Below are 25,750 nucleotides of genomic sequence, written 5' to 3' on the forward strand. Positions count from 1 at the left end.
GCCGCTTTTATCAACAAGGTATGCGGGCTGCAACCCTTATACAGTCTATCTCGTAGACCTCTTTGTCACCCCCCCAGGCCGATCGCACATCTGCAAAAAATCGATGACAAGTGCGATCGCCCGCTCTAATTCCACTCGCTACATACTAGGATATTAAGATGCGATCGCCCCACAGTTCGTCATTCAAAGCCGGGAAAGCGTCAAAGGATATATCCACCTTGAAAAACTGGGAAAAACAGCAAAAAGCCCCCTTTTTTAGGGAGCTTTGCTACTTCCGTACAGAAATCCTACTGCGGCTTTGGCAATTACTTTTGAGGGGTTGCTACACCAACTTTGGGAATATCCATGATCGGTGCATTCACCCCAAGCATCAAATCGTTGGGATTAACCATCTCCACCAGAGGCTCGTTCAAAGCCATAATTAAACCGTCAGATTCAGCAGGAACGGGCGATCCAGCAAACTGAGGAGCAAACAATTGGCGGCCGCCACCGACACCGGACACCACCGCAACCAACAAAGCTGCGATCGCACCTCCACCCACAATCCAAGTTTGTTTCGGCTTGCGTTCCACCCGTTGCAAAACCTTCGTCGCCAACTCCTGTGCAGATTGTTCGGCAGCAGGCACCGGCATTGCCTGAAAACTCTGCTGCATCATCAGCAGTCGCGAGTACAAACGCTTCGTAGTGGGGTCATTTGTCAGCCAGTCCTCAACTTGCCGACGTTCTGTCGCCGTCACTTCGCCGTCGAGGTAAGCACTTAGCAATTCAAAGCGATCGCGCATCATAGTAGTTACATTGCCCTGGGCATAATTGTTGTTAACTTGAGTTTCAGCGAGTGAATCCCCAACACCTTGCTGATTCTGATTTTTATCCGATTCAAAGTTACCATTCATAATTTCAGACTTGCTCTAATTGGGGAATCACGCACTCGCTATTAGAAGGATTTACTGCTTATTTATATTTTAAAAGAGAAGTTTTGATGTCACAGCAAACATCACCAAATCTTCTTAACCCGCCTCTGAAATTACTCTTGCTAATTACCATCGAGATATTTTTGCAATTCCAACTGCAATCTTTGGCGAGCTCTAGCAATTCTCGACTTGACAGTTCCCAGAGAAACTCCGGTCATTTCGGCTATTTCCTCATAGGCTAAACCTTCTATTTCTCTCAACACAATTGTTGTGCGGAATACTTCCGGCAAATCTGCGATCGCCACCCGCAACTGGTCGTAAAATTCTCTGGTCGTCAAATCTTCATCAGGCCCCGGACTGTCGGCCGGAATTTCCCAATCAACCTCGCCATCTTCCAAAGTACGGGGTACGTCGAGCGACAGCGGAGTTCGCACCCGTTTGCGCTTCCGCAACTCATCGTAAAACAAATTAGTGGCGATGCGGCTGAGCCAGCCCCGAAATTTAACAGGCTCTTGCAAGCGGTTAATATTGCGGTAGACCCGAATCCAGACTTCCTGAGCCAAGTCTGCTCGGTCTTGCCAGTCAGGGGCCAAGTGATAGAGAACCCTGTCTACGTGGGACTGATACCGCTTCAACAGTTCTGAAAAGGCCGTGGTCTCAGGTCGATTTCCTTCCTGACACCGCAACACCAAGTCATAATTAGAGAGTTTTTCGGCTGGCAATTGCACTCTTTGAACGGTCGCCACAACCGCAGACCAGGACACGGAAATAAAGTCGCTCATCGGTGGAATTGGCTCATCGAACATTCCACACTTTTTGACGTTAGGGGATCGTAACAAGTTCCCCTCTGCAATCTCAAATCTGAAATCTCAAATCTTAAATCCCTTGATTAATGCCCGACAACCTCGCACGCTCCAATACTAACCCAACTGCTAGAACCGTCAGCCCAATGTTCCTTTTTCCAAATCGGTACATTGTGTTTGAGCGTATCTATGGCGTACTGGCAAGCTGCAAAGGCTGAGTCCCGGTGGGGACAGCCAACAGCCACCAATACGCTGATTTCGCCCACCTGCAAGTGTCCGACACGGTGGTGAATAGCGACCCGATTGACATCAGCCCACTGGCGGCGGATTTCAGTAGCAATTTGCTGGAATACTCGCACTGCCATCGGTTCGTAGGCTTGATATTCTAGGGAAACTACAGCTTGACCGTCAGTTTGGTTGCGGACTGTACCGCTCATCATTACCACGGCTCCGTTCGCGGGGTCATCTGCCAAAGCGTATATTTCCTCTACAGACAACGGCGCTAAGGTAATGGCGAAGCTGTCTGATTCATGGCGTTGAGGAATTGTGCCGATCGAAAGTGCAGCGAAGGAGTTCATTGCGGAAGAAGTGGTGCTGGAGAACTTGATCGATCTTGACACAAATCAAGTCGCGATGGATTTGTCTTGCATTCTTGTCCGGGAAACGGCGTGGCTAATCTTGAGACCAATCTCGTACCACGGCCGAGGGCCCGAAGCCATCGCCCCGAACTTCTGCACGAGTGCGATCGGCTACACTATGACTGACCCGAACTAAATTAAGAGCGTGCTTGAAGACAAGCAGGATGCTTGTTCGATAGAATTAACTGCCGATCTTAGTGTAGCAATTCAATAAATAAGCACGCAAATAAGTAGTGTCATTCGCAACTCAGTACAATAAATCTCAAACCCCAAGCGATAACTTCGTTCCCTTTTCAAGGACACAGTTAAGTTTAATTCTGCCCTCCTACTTATCGGCGCCACCCAACTTTTTAGCAGCAGATGTAAACTTTATTTGTTTTTTTGTTCCGGAAAGCTACTTAGATGAGATGATATACCTGTGCAGGGTTGAGGCAAATTGGCGGATACTAGGCCAAAGCAAAACAGTAACGCCCTGATGTGCCTTTTCTGAAACATAAGTTAATAGTTTGGGCTGTTAATTGACGTTTCAACCTGAGTCTGCACCAATAAAGGTTAACAACAATCACGAGGAAACTATGGAAGCACTAGCATTGAGCCACTCTTTTGTTGCTTATGAATCTCCAGAGTCCGAACTTCAACTGGAATTTAAAATTCCTAAATCGGCAATGGTAGGCGTTGCAGGTATGGCAGTAGCCCTGTCTGTTCTGAGTGTCGGTGGTGAAGCGCAGGCCGCAAGTTGCTACTCCCGCTGCGGCAAGAAAAGCCATCACGGCCATCACAGCTACGCCAAAGTTGTCACTAATGGCGGCCGACTGAATATCCGCAACCGTCCCAATGGCTGTTCTCATGTAATCGGCAAGTTATATTATGGAGACCACATCAAATTGACCGGTCGTTACAGAAACGGCTGGGCCCAAGTCAAAGGTGGCGGCTGGGTGTCTGCGTCCTGGCTTTCCTAACTCTTAACTAGAGCACTTGACATTTCTAGAAAGAGTTTTAATCGTTACCCGGCCGTACTGGGTAACGATTATTTTAAATCTGCGATCGATCCTGAAAATCATGGAAAATCCGAAATTCATGACTAACAACTAACAGCCTAAACTTTACCGCCGCCGATTAAATAAAGTAATGCCATCCGCACCGCTACGCCGCTGGTAACTTGCTGAGATATCAGGCTAAACTGGGCATCGTCCATCAAATCAGAACTAATTTCCACGCCACGGTTAACTGGGCCAGGGTGCAACACCTTCACATCCGGCTTGCAGAGTTTGAGCCGATCGCGCGTAATCCCGTACAAAGAATGGTACTCTCGTAAGCTTGGCAGCAAATGGTCGCTCATCCGTTCCTTTTGTAGCCGCAAAGTCATCACAAAATCAGCATCAGCCAAAGCAGGTTCAAGCTGCCAGTGCAAAAATAACTTGCCTTCCCTACCATCGCCACACTCAGCAAACAACAGCGGCAGCAAAGTCGGCGGCCCGGCCAAATGAACCTCTGCCCCAGAAGCCGTTAAACTCCAAATATTAGACCTAGCCACCCGCGAATGCAAAATATCCCCCACCACAGCAATTTTTTTGCCCGCTAAAAGTTCCAGCCGCGGATTTTCGTTATCTAACAGAACACAAATAGTAAATAAGTCTAGCAAACCTTGCGATGGGTGTTCGTGCTGGCCGTCTCCAGCATTGAGAACGCTGACTCTTGACCCCAAGCGATCCATTTCCGAAGCAATCGTGCTGGGAACTCCAGCTTGTTCGTGCCGGATTACCATCAAATCCGTTCCCATCGCCAGATAAGTCTTAGCCGTATCCAAAATAGTCTCCCCCTTCGTTAGAGAAGAACTTCCAGGGGTGAAATTCAGCGTATCCGCTGACAACCGCTTCGCCGCCAACTCAAAACTATTGCGAGTCCGGGTAGAAGGTTCAAAAAACAAATTCGCGACCACTTGACCCTGCAGGGCCGGCACTTTCTTCGTGCGGCGGCCGAGTACCTCCCGAAAACTGGCTGCTGTTTGCAGCACGGTATCGTATTCGTCCGAGGTAAAATCAGCCAGAGTGAGAATGTGTCGCCTTGTCCAAGTCATACAATTTTAGATTTTAGATTTTAGATTTTAGATTGACTCAATCAGGACGGACGATGGGTTGGGAACTTGCTTGTACGCCCGCTCTGCTGTCGCCTTTGAATGTTCGATCGACATTTAGGGGTGGCGATCAACAGTATCTAACAATTTTTGATCGCTTTTGCGGTCAGTAGAGTTATAATCAGTTTATGTAGCTCAGACCCCACTCTCACAGCGAACCCAGGGTCGAAGGTGAAACAGGTGTGGTTTACCCGCAGGAAAGCGGAAATTACGCTGTAGCAACGAAAGCGCAGTAGTTACAGTTTCTCCTACGCAAACTCAGCCTTGTCAAGAACAAGCCGAACGCAGCCCTTGCATCTGCCCCTATGTGGAAACAATCGAGGCGACAAACCTCCCACTGTCGATCGACAGCATATAGCGGGACATTTTAAAGATGATTAATTCTTTGAAGTCGGTCTTGACTCTTCAGTCCTGCTTATAGGCCCTTGTCAAAACGAACTGTGTTAAGATACAAGTTGAATATGTAGCTTCCCGACAAAAATCTACACGTATCTTGGCGAGACTGTTCTTGGCGAAACTGCGGTAAAAAGTGTGAGATCGGAAGTGGTAATTCACAAAATTTAAACAATTCAAGAGGTATTATGAGCCAGAAGGTTATACAGCCGATGGTTAAGTTCCAGCGTCAGGTGCATTCTCTCGTCACGTCTGACATTATCAAGCCGACAGACAGTATTTGGAAAATTGCTCTGCTTTACGGCGACGAATGGCCGTACTGGAAACAGCAATTGCTAGAGTTTGATTTTTCTATGCAAGATCCCGTGAGCGAGTTGATAGCTGTAGAAGCTTGGGACGAAGAATAACAGAGAAGACGGAGGACTGGGGTGTCGGAGAGAAATTTCGAGGCGATCGGGTAAATTTTCTTTGATAAATTTTCCGTTGCTAGCTTCTTCCCTCTTCCCTCGGACTTTTGCTCTGTTGCTAATGACTAATGACTAATGACTAATGACTTCTGTTAAAGCGAAGCTGCTAAAGCTCGAGCTAATTGTTGAGCAGTTTGAAAGCGATCCCCAGGCTTAGCTGCCGTGGTTCGCAAAATTGTGTCCCGCAGCTTGGGGGCGATCGTCGGAATATTTTCGAGCTTAAACCCGTAACCTCCAGCTATTTTCCCGTAAAAGTTTTGAGGGCTTTGGGCCGTCAGCAAAAAAATCAAAGTAGGCCCAATAGCATATAAATCCGACTGAGGGAGAGGCTGTCCCCGGTCTTGTTCTGGTGCGGTGTAGCCTTCAACGCCGATGCGAGTCCCTGGAGGAGTGCCGATTTCTTTAACGGCACCAAAATCCAGCACTGTAATGCAATTGTCGCGGTGGCGCACCAGCAAATTAGCAGGTTTAATATCCCGGTGGACGATCGGGGGTTTTTGAGAGTGAATGTAGTCCAAAACCTCACAGGTTTGGATCATCCACTCTATTGCTTGTTGGGGAGTAACAGGCCCGCGGTTGTAGATGCGTTTTTCTAAATCCTCGCCGTGGAGCATTTCCATCACCAAGTATTTTTTCCCCCCTTCTACAAAAAAGTCAAAAAACTGAGGAATTCCCGGATGGTGGAGGGCCTTGAGAGTTTTAGCTTCACGTTCAAAGAGTTCTTGAGCTTTGACTATTTGAGCCATATCAGCATTCATTTCCTTGAGGACTACCAGAGAAGCTGCAGGGGAACTTCCGGGTTGTTGAGCTTTTGCTTTATCTCGATCCCAGGCTAAAGTCGTTGTCCCCATACCGCCTTGGCCCAAAGTTCGCAGCACTTGGTAGTGACGCACCGTGCGATCGACTTTAATCGGTTCGCCGCAGTGGATGCAGAATAAATTCCCCGCCGGGTTTCCCGCGTGGGTACACCTCGGTGCCACGAGATTGAGGGTAGGGTTAGCCTTAATTTTGCCGCCGAGTTCAATAGTAATCACTTGGAAATGCAGAATTGGGCCGCCCCGCGCCAACTGGATCAGGGCACCGTCGGATATCCAACCCTGAGACATGAGAATACCGTTCACCAAAGTGCCATTTGTCCCGGAATTGACTAAGTACCACTGGCTTGAGCTCCCGCTATTAACTCTTTGCAATTCCAGATGCTGCCGTGACACTAAAGCATTGGGGATCACAACGTGATTGTCTGGAGAGCGGCCAATGCGAATAATGGATTCGCTCTCGAAACTCCACTGTTGCAGGGGGGTCTGTTTGTCTGGATCTAAAAGAGTCAGCAGCATTTTCGATTGATGTGGTTGAACTCCCTGATGTGGCAGTGAGAGTTGGCGGGAATTTACAGATTAGGGACGTAGGGCTTTGAAAAATTAGAAATTAAAAATTAATTATGAGCTTCACAGGTTAGTTTCACTAAAACTTTATAATATCCTGATTGTGATTAAAGATTCCATAAACCATGAAGTTATAAATAGTTTTTGGGGAACAATTATTCGTCAAAACTCAGAGGAGTCGATCGCTCATTAAAACACAGTCGATCGATTTAACACTTGAAACTACAAACACTAGGTAAACAATCGCTAAACTTTTACGTAAATTTGATGTAGCAGCAGATTGTGATGTCAGCCCCACATATATGTCTAGGGCGGACACTTCCCACCTATGCCCACATTGCCACGATAGCGATCGAGTATCAAACGGATTTCGCATTAGCCAGCCTGCCGACTCACTTCATTTTAGTGGATTTTTTTCATTAGACTAACTATTTTTGTAAGTAAAAGCTCTTTCAACTATGATGAATCCACTTACTATCAAGCAACTTTTTCCGGTAGATTCCCTGAACTGAGTCTCAAAATTAAAGCTACGGATAAATAGTTGGTACTCCAAAGCTTTTCTGCAATCTTATGGGTCTGTAATCAGTTTTTGAGCAATCAAACTGAAGCTGTTTTAACATCGGATACCTAATAACAGAGCGAGCAGTAAAGCCTTGCCCGGAAACGGCAGAAGCTGTTTTTTTTCTCTGCAAAAATAGCAGGTTTAACCCAGGGGGTCACGGGGGAAAGCACCACCTTTGAAAAAGCTGGCAGCATCCAAATTCTAAAATCGAAATGCGCCTACCTGCGCCCGAATGATAATTGCCGTGATATTGTCGTGACCGTTGCGTTTGTTGCCGAGTTCAATCAACTGGGCAACTCCCTGGTCGAGATTAGCCTGGGGGTTGAACAGGGGTTCGAGAGTGTTTTGCCAGTGAGTTTCCAAAAAATCATTATCTGTCAGGCCGTCGGAAGCTAAAATCAACAAAGTATCTTCGCACAAGTCTAAAAACTGCACGTCAGGCTTGAGAAAATTACTGTCTCGCGGGCCGATGGCTTGAGTTAGTTGATAGGCGTCGGGACGGGCATAAGCAGTTTCCGGGTCAACTCCGCGCTTAATTTCGCGCTGGCCTACTTCGTGGTCTGAGGTGATTTTTTCTAGGGTTTGTCCCTTTCTCAGTCGGTAGAGGCGGCTGTCGCCGACGTGGGCTACGGCGAATTGGGTGTCTTGAACTAAGACTGCGACTAGAGTTGTACCCATACGGGCGCTGCCGGAGCGTCCGTCCTTTTGATTGATTTCAAAGATGGCTTTGTTGGCTAGCAGCACTCCTTCGCGGATGGTGTCTGCCGGAGGTAGTTGATTTTCCCAACTGCTTTGCAAGAATTCTCTAAGGGTTTCAGCCGCTAGTTGGCTGGCTACTTCTCCGCTGTCGTGTCCGCCCATGCCGTCGCAGAGAATGTAAAGCCCTTTGGTTTGAAAGATGCGACCGAAGGAGCTTTCGAGTTTGTTGAGCTGAGTCCAGATGCTAAAAAAGTCTTCGTTGTGGTCGCGCGTGCGGCCCACATCGGTAAGACCTGCGTCTTCTAAGCTGTAAATCTGGAGTGGCATGGGCTGGGTTAAGACCTCGCCAACGTCGGGGGCCGACTCGTCGGGGCTGTGGTAATGCCTGCGCGTCGGGGTTGAGCTTGGTGAAGGTGCGGGTTGGAGTTCGAGGGGAACTGTTTCTAGGCGCGATCGCAATTCTTCGATTGTGTTAATCTCGCCTCTGTACATTTGTTGCAGCAGTTCGAGCAATGCGCCAAACTCAGTGCGATGATCTGACTGGCTAAATATCACCTGCCACAATTGCCCCAAATCTACCAGTTGCAGGTTTGAGCCGGCGGGTTCGGGATAGAGGTATTGCAGCCGCAAAGAAGCCAAGGAAAAGGAAGAGTCGGGGTTGACTCGCAAATTTGTCAGTTCCAACAAGCTTTGCCGACAGCGCCAGGGTTCTAGGGCAGCCCAGAGTTCTGTCATTTCGTGCAGCCAGTATAAAATTTGCTGGGTGGAAGTTTCGGGTTGATTCCACCGTTCTACCAGCAGTTGCCATTGGGAGCAGTCTTCTAGCAGCAGGACTGCCTGTTCGTTGTCTGACCAGCTATCGTGAATGACTGGCAGGTTTTGAGAGAATTGCCACCGGAGTGCCAGATAAGGTTCGGCTATGCCTTGGCAAAGCTCTGCTAAGGCGGGATTGGTTGAATTTTCTCCGCGTTTGATTGCTGCGCTATAGGGGGATGTTCGTCTGGCGACGCTGGCAGAGTTGGCTGCTAGCATGGCTTTGAGGGGTGACATTTCTAGCGGCTGACAGTCCAATACTGTTACTGCTACTGTGTCTGAGCGTTTTCTCGGCGGCACGGTTTCTAGGAGTTGGTAGCGCTGTTGAGTGTCTAAATAAGCTCCGGCTGGCTGGGAAGGGATTAAATATTCTGAATTGGCGACGGGGAATTGTGGAGATTGGGGGGAGATGTCAGCTATGTTTGGGCTGTCGGGGTTCTCTGTTGCTTCCTGGATTTGTTGAGGCTGTGGTGCGGTTGTAAAAGTCTGCTCTGATGGGGCTATTTCGCTCTCTGGTGCTGTATTCGAGCTTTTTTCTGTTGTTTGAAAGGATGCTGGTGCGATCGCCCCCACGGCTACCACAGGGTCCATTTCTGGGCTGCTGAATTCGCCATCGCTTGGCTGTGGAGAAGTTGGTTCGACTGCTGTTGGGGATTCGGCTGGGGTGGTGATTTCGGTTTGAATGCTGTCTGTGATTGGTTCAGCAGAGTTCTGGGGCGATGTAGTTTGTGGAAACTCGGCTGGGGGTAGGGTTGACTCGTCTGCCTCGACTGCTGGAAAATTCGATCGACCGCAGATAATGGCCCGCCACACTTGACCTGTTGTGACGCCGCAATTCTGACATTCTTTGGCGCTAAAAGCGACTTGGGCACCGCATTCGTGGCAAGGTTTGTAAATTAGGGAATTTCCGCACTGTTGACAAAACTTGTTTGGATTGGGATTTTCAAATTGGCAGCGGGGACAGAGAAGCATAGGGGTTTTAAATGGGAGATGGGCGATCGAGTTTGGCGGTAGGGAGTTTTGGGTTTTGGGCTCTGAGTTAGGAGTTATGAGTTTTGGGCCTGAGTCGCAACGGATAACTCCCATTGCCCTATGCCTTATTTTATCGGGATGAATTCAGAACTAAGATATTTCTTAGAACTGAGATGTTGCATCCGTGTCAGGAATAGGCCCTGCCAGGGAGAGAGGGGGAGAGGGAGAGAGGAAGAGGCCCAGAGGATTCTTGCTAATGGGGAATAGGGAATTGACATATACAATTTAAATTCTGTACAGCTTAGAAGCCCGCCCCACCAGGGGTTTCGCCTGTTCACCCACCAAAAAAGTCAACTTATAAGTGGAACAGGCATCTTGCCTGTTACTGAAAATGTTGGCAGATATCAGTTAGAAGGGATTTGCTGTAGAATCTTCTTGGAAAACGGTTTCTCGGGCGATCGACACAATGGTGGAAAGGGGTACTTCACAGAAATATTTCCGCCGGAATTGTTCTTCGGAGACTGCTGCTAGGAATTGCGCTGCAAAACGGGCGGCGATGGGGGAATTTGGCACGGAGGATTGGATGGATTGACTATCTAATAACGGTTGGGGGATTTGATCTGGCGCGTCTTCCTGCTGTGCGGTTTCGGGTTGTCTGGTGATGTGGAAAGCTCGATCGCGATAATTGATTTTGAAACCGAGATATGTTAGGGTTTTGAACCCCAGTTGCAGGGATGTGTCGCTGATGCCGAGTTTTTGGCGGAGTTGCTGTCTGGTGACGGGTTTTTTGGTGCGGCTGAGATATTTGGCTATGCCGATTAGCTGTTGGCAGATTTGCTGTGGGGGTACGAGTGGGGGTAATGTGTAGGCGATCGCGAGTTTTTTCTGAGTGTGCTGTGCTTGGCGAAACCAGATCCGCAGTTCGTCCCAGCTTGCGGGGCATTCTTTGAGGACGATCGAGTTTTCGCGATCGACCATTTCGGAATTGTAAACTAGATTGTCGATCGGTATTGGAGATTCTAAGTTTGTGCTGGCTGCTAACAACTCTTCATCATTATTTCTATTGCGCCAGTCTACAATCCAATCTATTTTATTCTGCGAATTTATTTGGTTTTCTTCCGTGCGTTCCCGTAGTGCTACGAGGCGCACTTCATACCGCGATTTGTAAGTATTAAAATCTAGTTCAACGGTGACATCGCAGCGGCCTTGGGGAACTTCGTTTTGATTGTGTCCCCACCAAATACCTGGAAATCCCGTATCGCTAGATTCGTCTCTAATTATAAATTCTGTTTTGATATATTCTACTTTTTGCCCTTTCAAATCCTTGATTTTTTGATTCCAGAGATTTTCAAACCAGCAGTTTTCAATCAGCAATTTGGGTGCGGGATTGCCCATACCGCAAGGTTCGAGCAATTTTAGTTCTTGAAATAAGTCCTTGCCTAATTCGGAGACAGTAATTTTTAGGTCGGCTTGAACGGGGGCGGCTGTTAAACTATCGGTGCTGTATTGTTGTCGCAGTTGCTGATTTACCGCATCGGTAAATAGGGGGATATTTTCAACGGGGAGACTTAATCCAGCAGCGAAGGGATGACCGCCAAATCTGTGCAATAAATGCGCTTGGTCTTTGACTAATTGGTAAAGGTCGATTTGATTGGCGGAACGGGCGGAACCCCTAGCAATTTTGGATGGGGAAAGTGTTGGTGATTCTAAATCTAATAAGGATGTAAATTGCGTTTCCGGGGAATTTTCGTTAATTTGTTCGCTTCCTTCTGTGCAGAATAAAACCACGGGACGGCCGTATTCTTGGGCGATTTGTCCCGCTACTAATCCTAATACTCCTACCGGCCATTGCGGGTCGCTGAGGACGATGACGCTGGTGGTTGAGAGGTCAAGTTTGGCTAATTTGGCGGCGGCATCTTTGGCAACATCTTTTTGTAAAGATTTGCGCCGGGAGTTGGCAATTTCGGTTAAATTTGCTAATTCATCGCAGCGTTTTTTGTCGCGGCTGGTGAGGAGTTCTACGCAGAAGCTAGCGTCGCCTTGAATGCGGCTGACGGCGTTGATTCGGGGGCCGAGCCCGAAGGAAATGTCGGTTGGGCGATCGCCCGATCTTTTGCACAGTTCGAGCAATTTTGCAACTCCTGGGCGGGTGGGATTTGCGATTTGTTTTTGCAGTTGTTGGATGCCGATTTGTGCTAGGTAGCGGCTGTCTCCTGTAAGTTGGACTAAATCGGCAATTAAGCCGATCGCTACTAATTCTAATAAATCTGTGAGCGGGCGCTGCGGAATATCGGGTAATGTGTGATATAATGCTTCAACTAATTTGTAAGCTACTCCAACTCCTGACAGGTTAAATAGTTGGTGGTTTGGGGGAAAGTAGCGGGGATTGATAATGGCTGTAGCTGGCGGGCGATCGTCTGGTAATGTATGATGGTCGGTAATAATTGTATCGATGTTTAAGCTAGTCGCATATTCGATTTCTGCGATGTTTGTACTGCCTGTATCGCAGGTAATAATTAAGCGAATTCCCGCTTTTGCTAAGGCATCTATTCCTGTGATATTGAGTCCGTGAGATTCGGTTAATCGGTTGGGAATATAATAAATTAGTTGGTCGTTTTGATCAAAAAATTCTCCCAGTCCGTCCCAAAGTACCGAGGTTGAGGTAATGCCGTCGGCGTCGAAATCTCCCCAAATTGCGACTTTTTCGGCGCTTTTTCGTGCTTGCTGGATTCTTTCTATCGCCCAGTTCATTTCTAGTCCGAATTCAAAGGGACTTGCTGGTTGGTAAAGTTGGGGATTTAAAAAACCGGGTATTTGTTCGGGGTTTTGAATTCCTCTATACCACAGAAGTGTGGCGGCATAGTTTCCGGGTAGTTCTGGTGCATGGTTCCTGACAGCTTGGATCAGCCAATCTGGGGGTTGGGATAGGAGTTGACTTGGCAAAATTTGAAGTAGTTCAGTCATAAGTTATTTCATTAATTCCTGTAGGGGCGGGTTCACCAACAATCTTTCATTCACATCCACAATATCTATAAACCCGCCCCCACCGGGCGACTAATAGTTGGCATAGTAAAAGATTTGAATTAAATAGACATTTCCTCAATAATAGCAAGATTGGGTAGCCAATCTGTGGGAGTTTCTGCGGAAAGATTGGATGAGGAAACTGTGTTGTCTGTTGTGCGGTTGCAGCGAGTGGCAAATTGACAGGAATTGCAAAGATTAGAACTAATTTCTACTTGGGGTAAGAATTCGCCGCCTTCGGTATAGCGCTGTCGCCAGTCGGTTAGCTGCTGCAATAGGTGGGTTAAATCTTGTTTTGTGCGATCGTGTTCTGTTTGGTTGTAATCAAATGTGAGTTTTTGCGGCGGTTCTTCTCCTTGCAATTGTACAAACCAGTATGTCATCGAAACTTGTTCGGGGGAATAATCGCTGGTTTCTACTAAGACGTATAAATAGAGGCGAGTTTGCCAACTTTCGGCTATCCATTTTGATTTTTGAGGGCGCGGATAGGTTTTCCAGTCGAGAATTTGAGCGGCGTTTGGTTCTGCTATTAGTAAGTCATAGATAACGGTGAATAGGTAGTCTTGGAAAATTAGGGTGCGGGGATGTTCGGCTTGGCGGAAAATTCTATCGCTATTTTCTGAATCGGCGAAAAGTTCGGGTGCGGTGTTGATAAATGCTGCTACACAGCGTCCCAGTTCCGGGTCTTGTTGAATGATAAATTCAATGGGAAGTCCGAGTTCTCGCTGCTGCATTAATAGGTGAAAGTGGCTTCCCCATGTGAGTTTTTCTTTGTGTTCTGGGGAGGCGGTGGTGGCGAGTAGTTCTAGGTAGCTGTGTTGGAATTTGCGGGGGCATTCTTCGAGGATTTTGAGTTGGGTTTGGGAGAGTCGGAGCATTTTTTTATGATTTTATATTTTATATTTTTTATGATTGTAAGGGAGGCGACTGGTCTTTCTTTTGACCGCAGATTGAGGCTGATGATGCAGATGGACGCCGATAATTTTGATCGCGTTTTTGGGCAAGAGTGCGATCGCCCTTTTTTCCAAGTGTGATCGCTTTATACATATAAAAGCTGATTAGCGATTTCATCAGCCGTTAGCGTATTCAATAAAATGGCAACCCGTTGAGCAATCTCATAGGGGTTCTTTTGAGGGATCACAATAATCCCAGAATGTTGTTTTCCTTCTGTCATATAATCTAGATGCAGTCGCTCAAAGTCTACGCGATTATGGGTGAGCAAACATCGCTCCATAGATGCTGCGTAAGCTAATTGTTGGCTATCGGATTTACTCAGCATTCCCTGTTCGCTGGTTGTCGTCACATCGAACCCTCTAGCCAGCAGTAAAGTAGCTACAAGCCTTGAAACATCTTCATCTGTATAAATAGTTGCAAACAGTTTCACGGCTTTCTCATTGCAGATTTAACAGCAGGATGAATCAATTCTTCAGGAATTCGATTGCGCTCAATATAAGTATTTATTTCTTCTTGGTTATCCAAATAAAAGCTCAGCGCGTCAAAAATTTGAGCTAATTTCAGGTGAGGTAAGTGCATGGGGATTTCTTCAGGAGTAATACCCAAACGCCACAATTCCACGATCGCCCGAACGGAAGTCCTGGTTCCTGCGATAATTGGTTCGCTTTGCAAAATTTCAGGGTGACGTGCGACATAACGCGAAACAGATTGTACATTCATGGCAGATTAACAGGGCAGATATATTTTTATTATATGTTATTATTTAAGCTAAAAGTGTGCCAAAAATTGAGAAGCATTAAGCGCGATCGCCCTTTTTTACAAGTGCGATCGCCCGTTCAGATCGATCCAACGCTAATTAATCTTCCCCTAACTCTAAAAACAATAATTCCAAGTCTCGATCACCCCGCAGAACGCGAGCAATATCAATCCCGTCCGATCTCGGGTAATAAAAAATTAAATAATCCCTAACAATAAATCCGCGCAAGTTGGGGGATAACCTCTCATAGCGTTTGCCCATATTGGGAAATTCGGCGACAAGTTTACATTTTTGACGAATTGCATCAAAAAGCTCGCTGGCTGCCCTGGAACTATTGCCAGCAATGTACTCACAAATCTCATTCAAGTCTCGGACGGCTTCATCTGAAAATGTATAACTGTTCATGCCCCTGACTGTTCTCTTCGATCGATCTTTTCTTGAATTTTGGCAAACACGAGTTCTCCATCTGTCACTTGTCCCTTAGCAATTTGTGCAGTTCCCACTGCTATTTTCTGGCGGAGTTCTTCGATGCGTTGTTTTCGTTCTCTTAAAAGTGCGATCGCTTCTCCAATTAGTTCTTCAGCGCTGCCATATTTTCCGCTTTGAACTTGCGCTTGAATAAACTCTTCGTATTCCGGCTTTAAGACAATATTCATTGACTTGCTCCTTTAAATCACAGAAAGGTTACTGCACGATCGTGACATCTTTTGTAGATTAGCTTAGCACAAATATCAACATTCTCAGAGATTGTGGCAGCCCTAGAGTCGAGCTTGAAAAAATTATTGTGAATCGCGTGCGATCCTCTTCGAGGGCTTCGCTAACGTACTTTTCGCCAACCTCTCTACAACTTCCCAATTTGTTGAGCAAACCACATCGCCGCCGTCCCATTTCCCTCACCCAAAAGTTTCAAAGTATCCGACAGCAAAGCAATTGGCAATCCCTCAAGCGCACCGGAAATCTCGCATTCCTGATATTTCCCGTTTTCCTGCAAGCGAAATGCCAAAACTCTCTCGCCCTTAATATCTACTACCCAATACTCAGGAATTCCCAAAGCAGCATACAACCGCTTTTTTTCATCTAAATCACTGGCCAAAGTCGTATCGGAAGTTTCTATCACTAAATCGGGAATTCGCGATTTATTTAGATTAAGTCGGCGCGGTTCCCCTTTTTGCCACTGGATGAATTCTCCGCCGACATATAAAATGCGATCGGGCGCACCTCCTCCCACCTTTGGCTTCTCAATTACACATCCGCCCAAATCATCGAAAGCTTGTCCTCCTTTGCTGACAAACCAGGCGTAAAATACCAGCGTCAAGAGGTTGTTAAATCTGGCGTGCTGAGGCCCTTCATTACCCATGTCTATCCAAAGATATCCTTCATAAAAAAATATTCTGGCTTCCTCCAAAGATGGATCTTCGCAGGCTGCTACATAATCTTCCCACGTCGCGGCTTGCCATTGGGGAATTTCGCCCACTTGAGACACGATGAATTTTGCAGTTGTAGAAGTCATGATTTAAAAGCAAATTTAGGATATTTTTATCCTAACTTAAGTCGCTATTTATAGCAGAAGAAAGAAGGAAGGCACTACACGGATGAGGAGACGGATACACGGATGAATTATCGAGTCTGAGTCATTCTTAAAAAGGAAGAAGGAAAATACAAGAAAGATCGACTTGCAGTCAGACGAAGGGGCGGGCACGGGGGCACCGCCCCTACAAATGGCGATCGCCATCCTTGTGCTTATCGAATTGCTGTGGGCGCCGCCATTGGTACTTCTAAGTCTGGTTGCAAGTCAAAGACTACGACAAGCGTTGCTTGAGGCATCAGTTGACGCAGACACAGTAAGTGCCCGTCAGCATCCGATCGACTGCGAAATCGCCCCACAATCGCCCGCTGCATACTGGGCATGAGTTTGGCGATCGCCCAAGGGTAAAGGCGTTTTTGGTACGCGATCGCCCCAGGATTCGCAGCGAATCCCTGTTGATAACCGTTTTGTGGCATGATGGTTTAGTATCCTCTATGGACTACAGGAAAGGGCGTTAGTAAGTCTCTTGCCGGAAATCGACTAACGCCTCTACTACTATGATTAAACACCAAACTCACCTCATGTGTCAATACTTGGCGCTAAATATTAACACTTCTTATATTGAAAGGTTTATTCAGCTATGGATTTGAGAGCCTTGAGAGAACGTGCAGGGCTGACAATCTTAGACGTAGCACGGGAACTAGAATGCGCGGAGTCTTCAATTCGCAACTGGGAAAAAAGCCGAACCTTGCCAAAGATGGAAGTTTGGCAAGTATTCCGAATGCGAGATTTGTATCGATGTAGCGAGGCGGAGTTGATGCTAGCTGTCAGAAAGTCAATGCCGACGGAAAAGAAAGAACAGACAAAACTGACGGAGTAACAATATTTATGAAGTCTTGAACTGTTTGCAAAAGGGATATATTTTTGATTTGTAACCGCAGATGAACGGGGATAAACGCGGATGAAGGAAAGATAAATTGAGAATGAGTTAAGGGGCGATCGCACTTAATCACACCTCACAAAATCACTCTTTTGTCAAGACAAAAACACTGTCTTTATTTCCCCGTCCAATCCGCAAATCCTTATCCAAATAAGTAATATCCAGCCATCCCTGCTGTTCGCGAGTATCCAGCCCGAAATCTACAGCAGCGAACTTTTTCCCCGACTCAATCTCATCGATAAACTTCCCCGGATATTCATAGCCAATCAACCTGCTTAAACCTACTATAGACCGCTCAAACTTCACCTGCACTCGCCGTTCCGAAGTTGGCTCAAATCTCGCTGCTACACTGACAATTCCTTCCAAATAAGGCAATCCGTAAAGTTCGCCAATATTGTAAATTTTAGATTCTTTGACGCGGATAGATTGATAAATTTGACCCAATTTGACCAAGGGAAAACTGTCAAGATTCAGCAGTTCGCGGCTGGTGGTGTACAATAACCGCCAATCTCCATTTAAAAGCTCTGCAGCTTCGACAGGGCGTGTTGTGGGGTTGTAATCTTCCAATTGGGCGATCGCACTTAAAATCGCTTGTTTGTCGCTGGGAGTCGCCAGCAAACCACGATTCTTACCAGCAATTATCTCTAAGAGTGCAGATTTTCTCAGCATAGATTTTTTTAGGAAGAGGGATGAAGAAGGAAAAAATATTCTTGAGTTCGCGTTCAATATTATTTATAAATTACGCGACAAGTCGTTTTTAGCGCGCTTATTATTGGGTTTGTCTGTGTCCAGTGTGCACCCTACATTGATTAATGACTAATAACTAAGATACCAAATTTCACCAGATAGAGCATCGTCCGATATAGGTATGCTAATTCTTGCTCGTTTTTAACGTAGCGTCGGATAACTTCCCCCACGCTGATCGCACCTTCCTGCTTAATTGTATCCAATATCTCCATCTGAATGTTAACAGATATTCTCCTATCTTCACCAAAACTGGTAAACCTAATTGTCTGTACCTGCTTTAAAAGTTCTGGTGTGGCGATCGCACCCAGACTCAGCATCATCTCATTGCTTAAACTTCTAGTCGCATAATTACCCAATACCCGAAACGGATCGTCGCCTAGGGGATAAGGCGGCTTCCCGGCTTTTAAAGGTGCTGACTCCGGTGCCGCGAGGCGAATTTCTGCTAATTCCCGCCACAATTGTTCGTAAGCAGCAATTACTACTTTCCAATCATAAATTTCCCTCGCCCTTTGTCTGGCATTTTCCCCCATCCGCTTTCTCAATTCGGGGTTTTCAATTAATTGGCACAATGCCAGGGTGCAAGCATCAATGTCTACTGCTGTGGCGAGGGAAGTGTGACCCATGTAAGTCGGCCAATTTAAGCTGCCGTCAAGATAATTTAGGGCTAAATCTAAACAAGATTCCGGGGGCGGTATGAGTGTGGGAATGCGGAATCCGTCTATTTCGTGGCGTATAGATTCTTTGTATCCGTTCCAATCAGAGACTATGGCCGGGAGTCCGTTCGCCATAGCTTCAATTGGTGTCAGTCCGAAGGATTCTTGAATGTTGTCGGACAGCGAAATGAAAATGTCGGCGGCCGACCAAATATTTATTCTAATTTCCGGCTGTCTCCCATCTAAAAAAATAGCATTCACCGAGGGACAAAATATTTGTGCACTATTTTTAAAGTCGGGTTCTTCTCTCGGATCTTCGATCCAACCGGCTTGAATTAAGTGGATTTTGGCTTTTGTCTGTTGTGCGGCCCGTTCTAGGGCGATGTACATGGGTACTGGATGAGCTTTTGCAGAAAAAGTCAATCGACCGACAAATAACACAACAATATCTTCGGGAGAAATGCCGAGTTCTTGTCGCAGTTGGCGGCGACTATTAAGTGCTTCCACACCCTGCGGAAACGCGCTGCAATCCACTCCTAGGGGAATAACGGGGAATTTGACCAAAATCTCCGGTTTACCGCCGTTGCGCTGGGCTAAATATTCAGACCATTCCCTCATAACTCCTTCTACTGCTGTTTTCACGGCGGCAGAGGTGCAGATCAGGGCGTCCCAAGGCTGCATGGGTGCGGTGATTAAATCGCCGATCGCCTCCATGATGTATTGTGTACCGATCGTGTGAGTAACGCCGCAAACGCTGTAGGCCCGCTGATCGACAAATCTGCGCGCCCACACCATCTGCGACAGAACCGGATCTGGTCGGTAAAGTGTGCCCGGTTGAGATAGCAAATCCGGTCGTTCCATCGGAATCCAGCGAACTTTCCGAGGTTTTTGCAGCCAAGGTTGGATGTGCGAACAAAACTCCTTAAAGGTTGTTTCGCTATCGGCGCAACAGTAGAGAGAGTCAGCGGTTCCGTGTTGGACTAAGCTTTTGAGAAACCCTTCTCCGGCTGAATGACGCCCCAGAAGTTTTTTGCCTCCGGTGTGGTAGCCCTCTTTGTTATATAAAACCGCTGCTGTTATATCCATTCTGAGATTTATTGCTTGAGAGTTGACTGAAGAAGCCAGAGGGCATTCGGGCTCAGGCTTTGATGAAAAACCAGGAGACTGTTGTGAATCAAACCCTTGCCGTTAAAGAAGCTTGCAGAATAGGATCGCCTCGTGTCCCGCGATATCTTAAAGACGATCGTCTTAGAGTACAATGCTTACGGCTAAAGAAGGATTGGCAAGAGCGGATTTTAGTGCTATCCTCATGCCCATGCTTGGGGGCGATCGCCTTTTGGGTCTCCCATCTTATCCGATCCGGAACCAAACAGTGCCTGTGGTATAATGCTTTAGCCTTGCTAAATGCCCGATTTGCAAGTGCTTGATCAAAGGAGCAGTTCGTCGGCAAAACGTTACCTCTACTCGATCGCGTCTTTGTCTTTAAAAACCGATAATCATGTACAACCCATCTCTGCGTCAAATTCCTCGCCACTTACCTGCGGATGTAATTCCATTAAAACAGCAATCTTCTCTTTTAGACTGGTTGGAATCTAACAATCGCCTGTTAGCAAGGGATGTCCAAGAACCCGACTATCTGCACGAAGAAGAAATTTCTGAACTGATGGCAGTTGACGACAGTCCTTACGATGATTTAGAAGAGGAAGTAGAAGAGGATGTGAGTGTAGGCGAAGAATAACGGGTAGAAGGGTGAAGAAATCAACCGGAAACAGGGAAGAAAAACTCAGAGATTTCTCAATCTCCTGTATCGCACCCTATTCCCCATTGTCAATTGCTTATTCTCAAATAGTGTGTGGTGAGGAGTGTTATGGATAACTTTTTGGATGAGAAAATCCCTTTTAGTCTGCCTTTCAAACTTACAGGCAAGAATTTATTCCTGCTGCTGGGTTTGGGGCTCGGCACTGTAGCGATCGGTTTAGATGTAGTAGCGGGTAGATTTTTGAATTTACCTACATCGCTATTTATGCCGCTAGTTGTTTGTGCTTTAGTTGCGTCGGGGTTGGGCTATGCAGTTGTGCCCGTACTCCAGCAACTAAAAGCAGGACAAATTATTCGCGAAGACGGCCCCCAAGCCCATTTGAAAAAAGCGGGAACGCCGACAATGGGAGGCATCTTTTTTATACCCGCAGGGGTAGCAGTCGCTTTACTTTGGTCTAAGTTTAACTCAGATGTTGTTGCCGTATCGGCTTTAACTCTAGCTTACGGTTTCATTGGCTGGATTGATGACTGGCAAATTCTGCGACGCAAGTCGAACAAAGGTATTTCACCTCGGATGAAATTGGCTTTGCAAATAAGTTTTGCTGCTCTATTTTGTCTGTGGCTGATGTTTCATCAACCTGCAATTTATACGAATGTTGCTTTGCCTTTCGGTTGGGTATTGCCATTAGGTTTGCTGTTCTGGCCGCTGGCTTGTTTTGTGCTAGTTGCCGAAAGCAATGCTACTAATCTTACCGATGGTGTTGACGGGTTGATGGGCGGTTTGGGGGCGATCGCACTTTTGGGATTGGGCGCATCTGTAGCGTCAACTTCGCCAGAATTAATGATATTTTGCGCTTGCATCAGCGGCAGTTGTTTCGGTTTCTTAGCACACAACCGCAATCCAGCCAAGGTGTTTATGGGCGATACAGGTGCTTTAGCTTTGGGCGGTGCGTTGGGTGCAGTAGCTTTATTAACAAATAGCCTTTGGATATTATTAATTATCAGCGGGATTTTCTTTATTGAAACGCTGTCAGTAATTGCTCAAGTAGGTTATTACAAAGCTACAAAAGGGCCTGATGGAATCGGCAAGCGTCTGTTAAGAATGGCTCCACTGCACCATCATTTAGAGTTGTGCGGCTGGTTGGAAACTCAGGTTGTTGGGATCTTTTATTTAACTAACGGGGCGTTAGTGTTAATGATTTTGATGTTTACTAGCAACAGTTAACAGCGGATTTGGTAACGGTAACGGATTGTGCAGGGGATGCAAGAGATATTTTGTGCAATGTTCAAAAACAAATAAGATGCCCGTTCTACAGGAACTCAATGCAGTTGTGGAACGGGCATCTTGCCCGTTTCAGGCTCAAAAACTAACTCAAAAAACTGGCTTTCCGGCCTGTTCCACTCGCTTGAAAATAAGGATGTTGAGGAGTTGTATCAGTTTGTGGAGAAAGGCACAGAAGTAGACATTATTCGATAAGTTAAGTTGCCATAAAACTTGTTAGTAATAATGACTTTACTCCTAATTGACTCAAAAAGCTGCATAGAGGGCTAATGAACAGTGATGGGTTTTTACCTCAAGTTTCGGTGGTTGTGCCTGTTTACAACGGCGAGATGGATTTGCCGGAGTTGATCGAGTGCCTGCGATCGCAAACTTATCCGATCGACAGTGTAGAATATCTCTTAGTAGACAACAACAGTCGCGATCGCACTTTAGCAATCCTCGAAACAGCAGCTAAGTTGGATCAGATAACCATTCGCCACCTCACCGAAAACCAAATTCAAAGTTCCTACGCCGCCCGCAATCAAGGAATTCGCGCATCAACAGGCGAAATCATTGCATTTACCGATGCAGACTGTCGCCCGGAATCTGACTGGCTGGAAAATTTAGTTAAGCCATTTGTTGACTTAGAAGTAGGAATTAGCGCTGGGGAAATACTCGCATTGCCCGGTAAAACTATCTTAGAACAACACGCCGATCGCGAAAATACTTTATCTCAAAAACATACTCTCGCTCACCCTTTTTGTGCTTACGGCCAAACCGCCAATTTAGCTGTACGGAGGCTAGTTTTACAACAAATAGGATTATTTCGCCCTTACCTCACCAGCGGCGGCGATGCTGACTTATGCTGGCGGATTTTGCGGGAAACATCCTATAAAATGTATTTTGCCGAAAATGCGATCGTCCGACACCGCCACCGTTCTACAATAAAACAGTTGCAAAGTCAATGGTATCGGTACGGCGAATCTAATAAATATTTGCACGAACTCTACGGTGTCGATTTGATGCGAGAATTCACAACAGGGGAATATTTTTACCGGCTGGCTAGGTGGCTGTTCAAGGAATTTCCGGTTGCTGCTGCCAAAAGTGCGAGCAGCCGATCCGATATGGTAGATTTGTTTAATACGCCGATCGGTCTTTTGAATGTTAGGGCAAGGGCGATCGGACAGCGCCAAGCCAAACTTCCCGAATCAGCTTGGCAGATTGAGCGGTTTTAATAGGTTTTAATATTTTAGAGCAATAAATTATTGTTTGATCGCACTTGCGATCCACAAATATTCGTTTGTACACAATCCGCCCCTCTATATACCTATAAGTAGAGGTTATCGGTATAGATAAGTATGCTGAATCAGAAATATGAAAATTTAACGCAATACTTAATATAAAATTAATAAGTCTATTCTTCCCGCCTAGTCTCAAAACAACGAGTAACTCGAATACTGACGCCAAAATAGCCTCTAATTCTGCCTTCTGGCTTTTCAGTGCTGTCGTTGGCGCGATCGTAATTATTCTCAGAATTTTAAATTTTTGTAACCTTTACAGGTAATGCCAATGGCTCAAATCTTACTCCAGACCGTTTGGTTTATACCTTGCTATCCACTTATCGGCGGAGTTCTGTCGATGCTGTGGTTTCCAGCAGTTACCCGCCGCACGGGGCCAAGACCATCCGGTTACGTGAACGCCATATTAACCTTGTTCGCTTTCCTACACGGCGTCATCGCCCTCACAGCTATCTGGAACCAACCGGCCCAACACCAGTTGATTCCCTGGCTGAATGTAGCAGGTTTAGACTTAACCATTCCCGTAGAAATCTCTGCTGTCACCGTCGGGGCGACAGTTTTGATTACCGGACTGAACTTGCTGGCGCAGATTTATGCTTTCGGTTACATGGAAATGGACTGGGGCTGGGCTCGTTTCTTTTCGCTGATGGGGCTGTTTGAAGCCGGGATGTGCGGCTTGGTACTGTGCAATTCCCTGTTCTTCAGCTACATGATTTTGGAAGTTCTGACTTTGGGTACTTACCTGCTAGTCGGGCTGTGGTTCAATCAGTCTTTGGTGGTGACAGGAGCCCGCGACGCTTTCTTAACCAAGCGGGTGGGAGACTTATTCCTGCTGATGGGAGTAGTCGCAATTCTTCCACTGGCTGGAACTTGGAATTTTGACGAGTTGGCTGTTTGGGCTCAGACTGCAAAGCTTGACCCTACTGTAGCGACGCTGTTGAGCTTAGCTTTGATTGCCGGGCCGATGGGTAAGTGCGCTCAGTTTCCCTTGCACCTGTGGCTGGATGAGGCGATGGAAGGCCCGCTGCCGGCGACGATTTTGCGGAACACCGTAGTTGTCGAAACTGGTGCTTGGATATTGATTAAGTTGCAGCCGGTGATTGCTTTGTCGCCCGTGGGCGTGAAGACAACTATTATTGTAGGCGCTGCGACGGCGGTTGGTGCTTCATTAATTGCGATCGCCCAAATCGACATCAAGCGCACGCTTTCCTATATAGTCAGCTCTTACATGGGCTTAGTATTTATCGCCGTCGGCACCGGGCAAGCCCAGACAGCCCTGACATTGATATTTGCCTACAGCTTGGCAATGGGTTTGCTGGTGATGAGCATCGGTTCGGTAGTTTGGAACAGCATCACTCAGGATGTCCGAGCTCTCGGCGGTTTGTGGAGAAAGCGGCCGATATCGGCCATATCGTTTATTGTCGGTAGCGCTGGATTGCTGGGACTGCCGCCCTTCGGCTGTTTCTGGGCTTTAGAAGACTTCACATCCGGGCTTTGGGCAGCTCACCCTTTCTTGTTAGGAATAGTGCTGTTTGTAAACGCCGTCACTGCTTTTGGCTTGGTGCGCGTCTTCGGTTTAGTTTTCGGGGGCAAACCAAAGCAAATGACCGAACGTTCGCCGGAAGTTCACTGGCCTTTTATCTTGCCGATGACTGTTTTGATGGGCTTTACTTTGCACGTTCCGCACTTGCTGGCTGCGTGGCATTTATTGCCTGGGGCAAGTTTGAATTATACCGCAAGTGGACTGCTAGTTTTGTCAACGACGATCGGCATCGGTGCAGGAGCATTTGTTTACCTGAACGAGAAATGGGAAAAACCGGTGCGAATTGGTTCTCAAGGCCTGCAAGACTTTTTTGCCTACGACTTTTACACCGCCAAACTGTACCGGGTGACAGTGATATTTGCAGTTGGTTTAGTTGCTCAATTTATCTCCTGGGTCGATCGCAATATTGTTGACGGATTCGTGAATTTAATCGGTTTTGCAACTGTTTTCAGCGGGCAAAGCCTCAAATACAACGTTAACGGTCAAACTCAGTTTTACGCCCTGACAATTCTGTTCGGCGTGGCGCTTTTGGGACTGCTGATAAGCTGGCCGCTGCTAGCTCGCCTGTCGCTGATTGTAGGCGGGTAAAGAGATATAATTTTTAAGATTTTAGGTTACAGTTTTAATCTAAAATCTTAAAAATATGAAGTCTTGAACAAAGATTTCCAACTCCAGGCAGCACAAATGAACCAAAATAACGACAAATTGAATCTTTCCCGGCGCAATTCCCTCAAATTTGTCGCAGGTGCGATTGGTACAGGGATACTCGCAGCACGAGCAGGCGCTGAGTTGGCTGCACCCGAATCGGCAATTGCTCAAAATGACTCGACTCCCGATGCTGCTCTGCAAAAGTTAATGGACGGGAACAAGCGGTTTGTTGACAGAAAACGCCAAAATCCCCACCAAGACTTTGCGCGCATCACCGAAGTTGCCCAAACTCAAAAACCCTTTGCTTGTATTCTCGGCTGTGCAGATTCCCGCTTTCCTTCGGAAATTATCTTCGATCAAGGAATTGGAGATTTATTTGTCTGTCGCGTGGCCGGAAATGTGGTTACCCCAGAAGAAAAGGGTAGCCTGGAATTTGGCACGCTGGTACTGGGAGCAAAAGTGCTTATGGTAGTCGGACATGAAAGGTGCGGTGCGGTAACCGCAACCATCAAAGGAGGTGAACTTCCCGGTCAAATTGGCAGTTTGACCAATGCCATTAAGCCGGCTGTAGAAAGCTCGAAAAACCAACCGGGCGATAATGTAGAAAATGCCGTCAAAGCGAATGTTATTCTGCAAGCTCAGAGGTTGAAAGAGTCTCCAGTTATCTCTCAGTTAATTCAAGAGGGTAAACTGAAAGTTGTTGGTGGATACTACGATTTAGACACGGGTGCAGTCAGTATGGTTACTGTGCCGTGATGCAATTTGGGATTGATAATTTGGGAAAAGTTAACATCTAAACTCTCAAATTCAGGCTCAAAGCCCCAGGCAGACGACGACTTGTAGGGTGCGTCATACCGAGTTATAGATGGAT

The 25,750-nt window shown here is 46.7% G+C and carries 27 protein-coding genes; 10 read left to right on the forward strand and 17 right to left on the reverse strand.

Annotated elements, in window-relative coordinates; translation table 11 throughout:
- Positions 1–305 precede the first annotated feature (305 nt).
- The 3 genes from QUA36_RS14175 to QUA36_RS14185 all read right to left on the reverse strand — a co-directional run bounded on the left by QUA36_RS14175 (position 306) and on the right by QUA36_RS14185 (position 2,292).
- Positions 306–893 (reverse strand): transcriptional regulator, encoded by a 588-nt coding sequence (locus QUA36_RS14175; protein ID WP_333458132.1) that lies wholly within the window; start codon positions 891–893, stop codon positions 306–308.
- Positions 894–1,033: 140 nt separating this feature from the next.
- On the reverse strand, positions 1,034–1,693 hold the full coding sequence (locus QUA36_RS14180) for a sigma-70 family RNA polymerase sigma factor (protein WP_041622468.1): 660 nt from the start codon (positions 1,691–1,693) through the stop codon (positions 1,034–1,036).
- Positions 1,694–1,800: 107 nt separating this feature from the next.
- Positions 1,801–2,292 carry a molybdenum cofactor biosynthesis protein MoaE gene (locus QUA36_RS14185; protein WP_333228440.1) on the reverse strand — a complete coding sequence of 164 codons (492 nt, stop codon included), beginning with the start codon at positions 2,290–2,292 and terminating at the stop codon, positions 1,801–1,803.
- Here QUA36_RS14185 and QUA36_RS14190 point away from each other — a divergent pair.
- Positions 2,261–2,488: a hypothetical protein gene (locus QUA36_RS14190; protein WP_333458134.1), complete on the forward strand. Its 228-nt coding sequence runs from the start codon at positions 2,261–2,263 to the stop codon at positions 2,486–2,488. The genes QUA36_RS14185 and QUA36_RS14190 overlap by 32 nt on opposite strands.
- 439 nt (positions 2,489–2,927) lie before the next feature.
- Entirely contained in the window at positions 2,928–3,311 is a 384-nt protein-coding gene (locus QUA36_RS14195; protein ID WP_333458136.1) for an SH3 domain-containing protein, read from the forward strand.
- Positions 3,312–3,448: 137 nt separating this feature from the next.
- Here the strand turns inward: QUA36_RS14195 and QUA36_RS14200 are convergent, their stop codons facing one another.
- Positions 3,449–4,429, reverse strand: a complete 981-nt coding sequence (locus QUA36_RS14200) for an aspartate carbamoyltransferase catalytic subunit (protein ID WP_333158785.1) — start codon at positions 4,427–4,429, stop codon at positions 3,449–3,451.
- A gap of 638 nt (positions 4,430–5,067) precedes the next feature.
- Here QUA36_RS14200 and QUA36_RS14205 point away from each other — a divergent pair.
- Positions 5,068–5,286, forward strand: coding sequence for a DUF4327 family protein (locus QUA36_RS14205; protein WP_193973492.1), 219 nt, complete (start codon positions 5,068–5,070; stop codon positions 5,284–5,286).
- A 152-nt stretch (positions 5,287–5,438) separates the two neighbouring features.
- Here QUA36_RS14205 and QUA36_RS14210 read toward each other — a convergent pair whose 3' ends face one another.
- The 5 genes from QUA36_RS14210 to QUA36_RS14230 all read right to left on the reverse strand — a co-directional run bounded on the left by QUA36_RS14210 (position 5,439) and on the right by QUA36_RS14230 (position 13,673).
- Positions 5,439–6,680: a protein kinase domain-containing protein gene (locus tag QUA36_RS14210; protein ID WP_333450947.1), complete on the reverse strand. Its 1,242-nt coding sequence runs from the start codon at positions 6,678–6,680 to the stop codon at positions 5,439–5,441.
- A gap of 217 nt (positions 6,681–6,897) precedes the next feature.
- Positions 6,898–7,104: a hypothetical protein gene (locus QUA36_RS14215; protein ID WP_333450946.1), complete on the reverse strand. Its 207-nt coding sequence runs from the start codon at positions 7,102–7,104 to the stop codon at positions 6,898–6,900.
- Positions 7,105–7,491: 387 nt separating this feature from the next.
- The gene (locus QUA36_RS14220; RefSeq protein WP_333458138.1) at positions 7,492–9,774 is read right to left on the reverse strand and encodes a serine/threonine phosphatase; all 2,283 of its coding nucleotides are present in this window, start codon (positions 9,772–9,774) and stop codon (positions 7,492–7,494) included.
- 408 nt (positions 9,775–10,182) lie between these two features.
- Positions 10,183–12,738: a DHH family phosphoesterase gene (locus tag QUA36_RS14225; RefSeq protein ID WP_333458140.1), complete on the reverse strand. Its 2,556-nt coding sequence runs from the start codon at positions 12,736–12,738 to the stop codon at positions 10,183–10,185.
- A gap of 119 nt (positions 12,739–12,857) precedes the next feature.
- Positions 12,858–13,673, reverse strand: coding sequence for a PD-(D/E)XK nuclease family protein (locus tag QUA36_RS14230; RefSeq protein ID WP_333458142.1), 816 nt, complete (start codon positions 13,671–13,673; stop codon positions 12,858–12,860).
- Between the two features lie 6 nt (positions 13,674–13,679).
- Here QUA36_RS14230 and QUA36_RS14235 point away from each other — a divergent pair, with 6 nt between their 5' ends.
- Positions 13,680–13,829 (forward strand): hypothetical protein, encoded by a 150-nt coding sequence (locus QUA36_RS14235; RefSeq protein WP_333458144.1) that lies wholly within the window; start codon positions 13,680–13,682, stop codon positions 13,827–13,829.
- A gap of 5 nt (positions 13,830–13,834) precedes the next feature.
- Here the strand turns inward: QUA36_RS14235 and QUA36_RS14240 are convergent, their stop codons facing one another.
- The 6 genes from QUA36_RS14240 to QUA36_RS14265 all read right to left on the reverse strand — a co-directional run bounded on the left by QUA36_RS14240 (position 13,835) and on the right by QUA36_RS14265 (position 16,507).
- On the reverse strand, positions 13,835–14,179 hold the full coding sequence (locus QUA36_RS14240) for a DUF5615 family PIN-like protein (protein WP_333158795.1): 345 nt from the start codon (positions 14,177–14,179) through the stop codon (positions 13,835–13,837).
- Positions 14,176–14,469, reverse strand: a complete 294-nt coding sequence (locus tag QUA36_RS14245) for a DUF433 domain-containing protein (RefSeq protein ID WP_333027232.1) — start codon at positions 14,467–14,469, stop codon at positions 14,176–14,178. Before QUA36_RS14245 ends, QUA36_RS14240 begins: the two co-directional genes overlap by 4 nt.
- Positions 14,470–14,605: 136 nt before the next feature.
- On the reverse strand, positions 14,606–14,911 hold the full coding sequence (locus QUA36_RS14250; RefSeq protein ID WP_333158798.1) for a type II toxin-antitoxin system RelE/ParE family toxin: 306 nt from the start codon (positions 14,909–14,911) through the stop codon (positions 14,606–14,608).
- Positions 14,908–15,162, reverse strand: coding sequence for a type II toxin-antitoxin system ParD family antitoxin (locus tag QUA36_RS14255; protein ID WP_333158800.1), 255 nt, complete (start codon positions 15,160–15,162; stop codon positions 14,908–14,910). Before QUA36_RS14255 ends, QUA36_RS14250 begins: the two co-directional genes overlap by 4 nt.
- A gap of 185 nt (positions 15,163–15,347) precedes the next feature.
- Complete coding sequence (locus QUA36_RS14260) at positions 15,348–16,016, reverse strand: Uma2 family endonuclease (protein ID WP_333204657.1); 669 nt, start codon at positions 16,014–16,016, stop codon at positions 15,348–15,350.
- A 230-nt stretch (positions 16,017–16,246) separates the two neighbouring features.
- Complete coding sequence (locus QUA36_RS14265) at positions 16,247–16,507, reverse strand: hypothetical protein (protein ID WP_333458147.1); 261 nt, start codon at positions 16,505–16,507, stop codon at positions 16,247–16,249.
- A 164-nt stretch (positions 16,508–16,671) separates the two neighbouring features.
- Here QUA36_RS14265 and QUA36_RS14270 point away from each other — a divergent pair, with 164 nt between their 5' ends.
- Entirely contained in the window at positions 16,672–16,911 is a 240-nt protein-coding gene (locus tag QUA36_RS14270) for a helix-turn-helix transcriptional regulator (protein ID WP_333228438.1), read from the forward strand.
- Positions 16,912–17,055: 144 nt separating this feature from the next.
- Here the strand turns inward: QUA36_RS14270 and QUA36_RS14275 are convergent, their stop codons facing one another.
- On the reverse strand, positions 17,056–17,640 hold the full coding sequence (locus tag QUA36_RS14275; RefSeq protein ID WP_333248249.1) for a PAP/fibrillin family protein: 585 nt from the start codon (positions 17,638–17,640) through the stop codon (positions 17,056–17,058).
- A 140-nt stretch (positions 17,641–17,780) separates the two neighbouring features.
- A complete protein-coding gene (locus QUA36_RS14280) occupies positions 17,781–19,457 on the reverse strand; it encodes a glycosyltransferase family 4 protein (RefSeq protein WP_333458148.1) in 1,677 nt (558 codons plus the stop codon).
- Positions 19,458–19,869: 412 nt separating this feature from the next.
- Here QUA36_RS14280 and QUA36_RS14285 point away from each other — a divergent pair, with 412 nt between their 5' ends.
- The 5 genes from QUA36_RS14285 (at position 19,870) to QUA36_RS14305 (ending at position 25,635) form a co-directional block, all read left to right on the forward strand.
- Positions 19,870–20,109, forward strand: a complete 240-nt coding sequence (locus QUA36_RS14285; protein WP_006631296.1) for a DUF3134 domain-containing protein — start codon at positions 19,870–19,872, stop codon at positions 20,107–20,109.
- A gap of 129 nt (positions 20,110–20,238) precedes the next feature.
- Complete coding sequence (mraY, locus tag QUA36_RS14290) at positions 20,239–21,354, forward strand: phospho-N-acetylmuramoyl-pentapeptide-transferase (protein ID WP_333458150.1); 1,116 nt, start codon at positions 20,239–20,241, stop codon at positions 21,352–21,354.
- A gap of 326 nt (positions 21,355–21,680) precedes the next feature.
- Positions 21,681–22,625 (forward strand): glycosyltransferase, encoded by a 945-nt coding sequence (locus QUA36_RS14295; RefSeq protein WP_333158813.1) that lies wholly within the window; start codon positions 21,681–21,683, stop codon positions 22,623–22,625.
- A gap of 334 nt (positions 22,626–22,959) precedes the next feature.
- Complete coding sequence (locus QUA36_RS14300) at positions 22,960–24,819, forward strand: NAD(P)H-quinone oxidoreductase subunit F (protein WP_333458152.1); 1,860 nt, start codon at positions 22,960–22,962, stop codon at positions 24,817–24,819.
- Between the two features lie 96 nt (positions 24,820–24,915).
- Positions 24,916–25,635 (forward strand): carbonic anhydrase, encoded by a 720-nt coding sequence (locus QUA36_RS14305; RefSeq protein WP_333458153.1) that lies wholly within the window; start codon positions 24,916–24,918, stop codon positions 25,633–25,635.
- The last annotated feature ends 115 nt before the right edge of the window (positions 25,636–25,750 follow it).

This window comes from Microcoleus sp. Pol10D4 (assembly GCF_036701555.1).
In the GTDB taxonomy this organism is placed as follows: Bacteria; Cyanobacteriota; Cyanobacteriia; order Cyanobacteriales; family Microcoleaceae; genus Microcoleus.

What these genes read in the sequence shown, in the direction of transcription:
- QUA36_RS14200 (WP_333158785.1), bottom strand. Translation starts at nt 4,429, where the DNA reads ATGACTTGGACAAGGCGACACATTCTCACTCTGGCTGATTTTACCTCG.
- QUA36_RS14210 (WP_333450947.1), bottom strand. Translation starts at nt 6,680, where the DNA reads ATGCTGCTGACTCTTTTAGATCCAGACAAACAGACCCCCCTGCAACAG.
- QUA36_RS14285 (WP_006631296.1), top strand. Translation starts at nt 19,870, where the DNA reads ATGTACAACCCATCTCTGCGTCAAATTCCTCGCCACTTACCTGCGGAT.
- QUA36_RS14220 (WP_333458138.1), bottom strand. Translation starts at nt 9,774, where the DNA reads ATGCTTCTCTGTCCCCGCTGCCAATTTGAAAATCCCAATCCAAACAAG.
- mraY (WP_333458150.1), top strand. Translation starts at nt 20,239, where the DNA reads ATGGATAACTTTTTGGATGAGAAAATCCCTTTTAGTCTGCCTTTCAAA.
- QUA36_RS14225 (WP_333458140.1), bottom strand. Translation starts at nt 12,738, where the DNA reads ATGACTGAACTACTTCAAATTTTGCCAAGTCAACTCCTATCCCAACCC.
- QUA36_RS14245 (WP_333027232.1), bottom strand. Translation starts at nt 14,469, where the DNA reads ATGAATGTACAATCTGTTTCGCGTTATGTCGCACGTCACCCTGAAATT.
- QUA36_RS14175 (WP_333458132.1), bottom strand. Translation starts at nt 893, where the DNA reads ATGAATGGTAACTTTGAATCGGATAAAAATCAGAATCAGCAAGGTGTT.
- QUA36_RS14185 (WP_333228440.1), bottom strand. Translation starts at nt 2,292, where the DNA reads ATGAACTCCTTCGCTGCACTTTCGATCGGCACAATTCCTCAACGCCAT.
- QUA36_RS14235 (WP_333458144.1), top strand. Translation starts at nt 13,680, where the DNA reads ATGATTTTATATTTTATATTTTTTATGATTGTAAGGGAGGCGACTGGT.
- QUA36_RS14215 (WP_333450946.1), bottom strand. Translation starts at nt 7,104, where the DNA reads ATGCGAAATCCGTTTGATACTCGATCGCTATCGTGGCAATGTGGGCAT.
- QUA36_RS14250 (WP_333158798.1), bottom strand. Translation starts at nt 14,911, where the DNA reads ATGAACAGTTATACATTTTCAGATGAAGCCGTCCGAGACTTGAATGAG.
- QUA36_RS14280 (WP_333458148.1), bottom strand. Translation starts at nt 19,457, where the DNA reads ATGGATATAACAGCAGCGGTTTTATATAACAAAGAGGGCTACCACACC.
- QUA36_RS14255 (WP_333158800.1), bottom strand. Translation starts at nt 15,162, where the DNA reads ATGAATATTGTCTTAAAGCCGGAATACGAAGAGTTTATTCAAGCGCAA.
- QUA36_RS14230 (WP_333458142.1), bottom strand. Translation starts at nt 13,673, where the DNA reads ATGCTCCGACTCTCCCAAACCCAACTCAAAATCCTCGAAGAATGCCCC.
- QUA36_RS14195 (WP_333458136.1), top strand. Translation starts at nt 2,928, where the DNA reads ATGGAAGCACTAGCATTGAGCCACTCTTTTGTTGCTTATGAATCTCCA.
- QUA36_RS14295 (WP_333158813.1), top strand. Translation starts at nt 21,681, where the DNA reads ATGAACAGTGATGGGTTTTTACCTCAAGTTTCGGTGGTTGTGCCTGTT.
- QUA36_RS14270 (WP_333228438.1), top strand. Translation starts at nt 16,672, where the DNA reads ATGGATTTGAGAGCCTTGAGAGAACGTGCAGGGCTGACAATCTTAGAC.
- QUA36_RS14300 (WP_333458152.1), top strand. Translation starts at nt 22,960, where the DNA reads ATGGCTCAAATCTTACTCCAGACCGTTTGGTTTATACCTTGCTATCCA.
- QUA36_RS14305 (WP_333458153.1), top strand. Translation starts at nt 24,916, where the DNA reads ATGAACCAAAATAACGACAAATTGAATCTTTCCCGGCGCAATTCCCTC.
- QUA36_RS14205 (WP_193973492.1), top strand. Translation starts at nt 5,068, where the DNA reads ATGAGCCAGAAGGTTATACAGCCGATGGTTAAGTTCCAGCGTCAGGTG.
- QUA36_RS14265 (WP_333458147.1), bottom strand. Translation starts at nt 16,507, where the DNA reads ATGCCACAAAACGGTTATCAACAGGGATTCGCTGCGAATCCTGGGGCG.
- QUA36_RS14180 (WP_041622468.1), bottom strand. Translation starts at nt 1,693, where the DNA reads ATGAGCGACTTTATTTCCGTGTCCTGGTCTGCGGTTGTGGCGACCGTT.
- QUA36_RS14260 (WP_333204657.1), bottom strand. Translation starts at nt 16,016, where the DNA reads ATGACTTCTACAACTGCAAAATTCATCGTGTCTCAAGTGGGCGAAATT.
- QUA36_RS14275 (WP_333248249.1), bottom strand. Translation starts at nt 17,640, where the DNA reads ATGCTGAGAAAATCTGCACTCTTAGAGATAATTGCTGGTAAGAATCGT.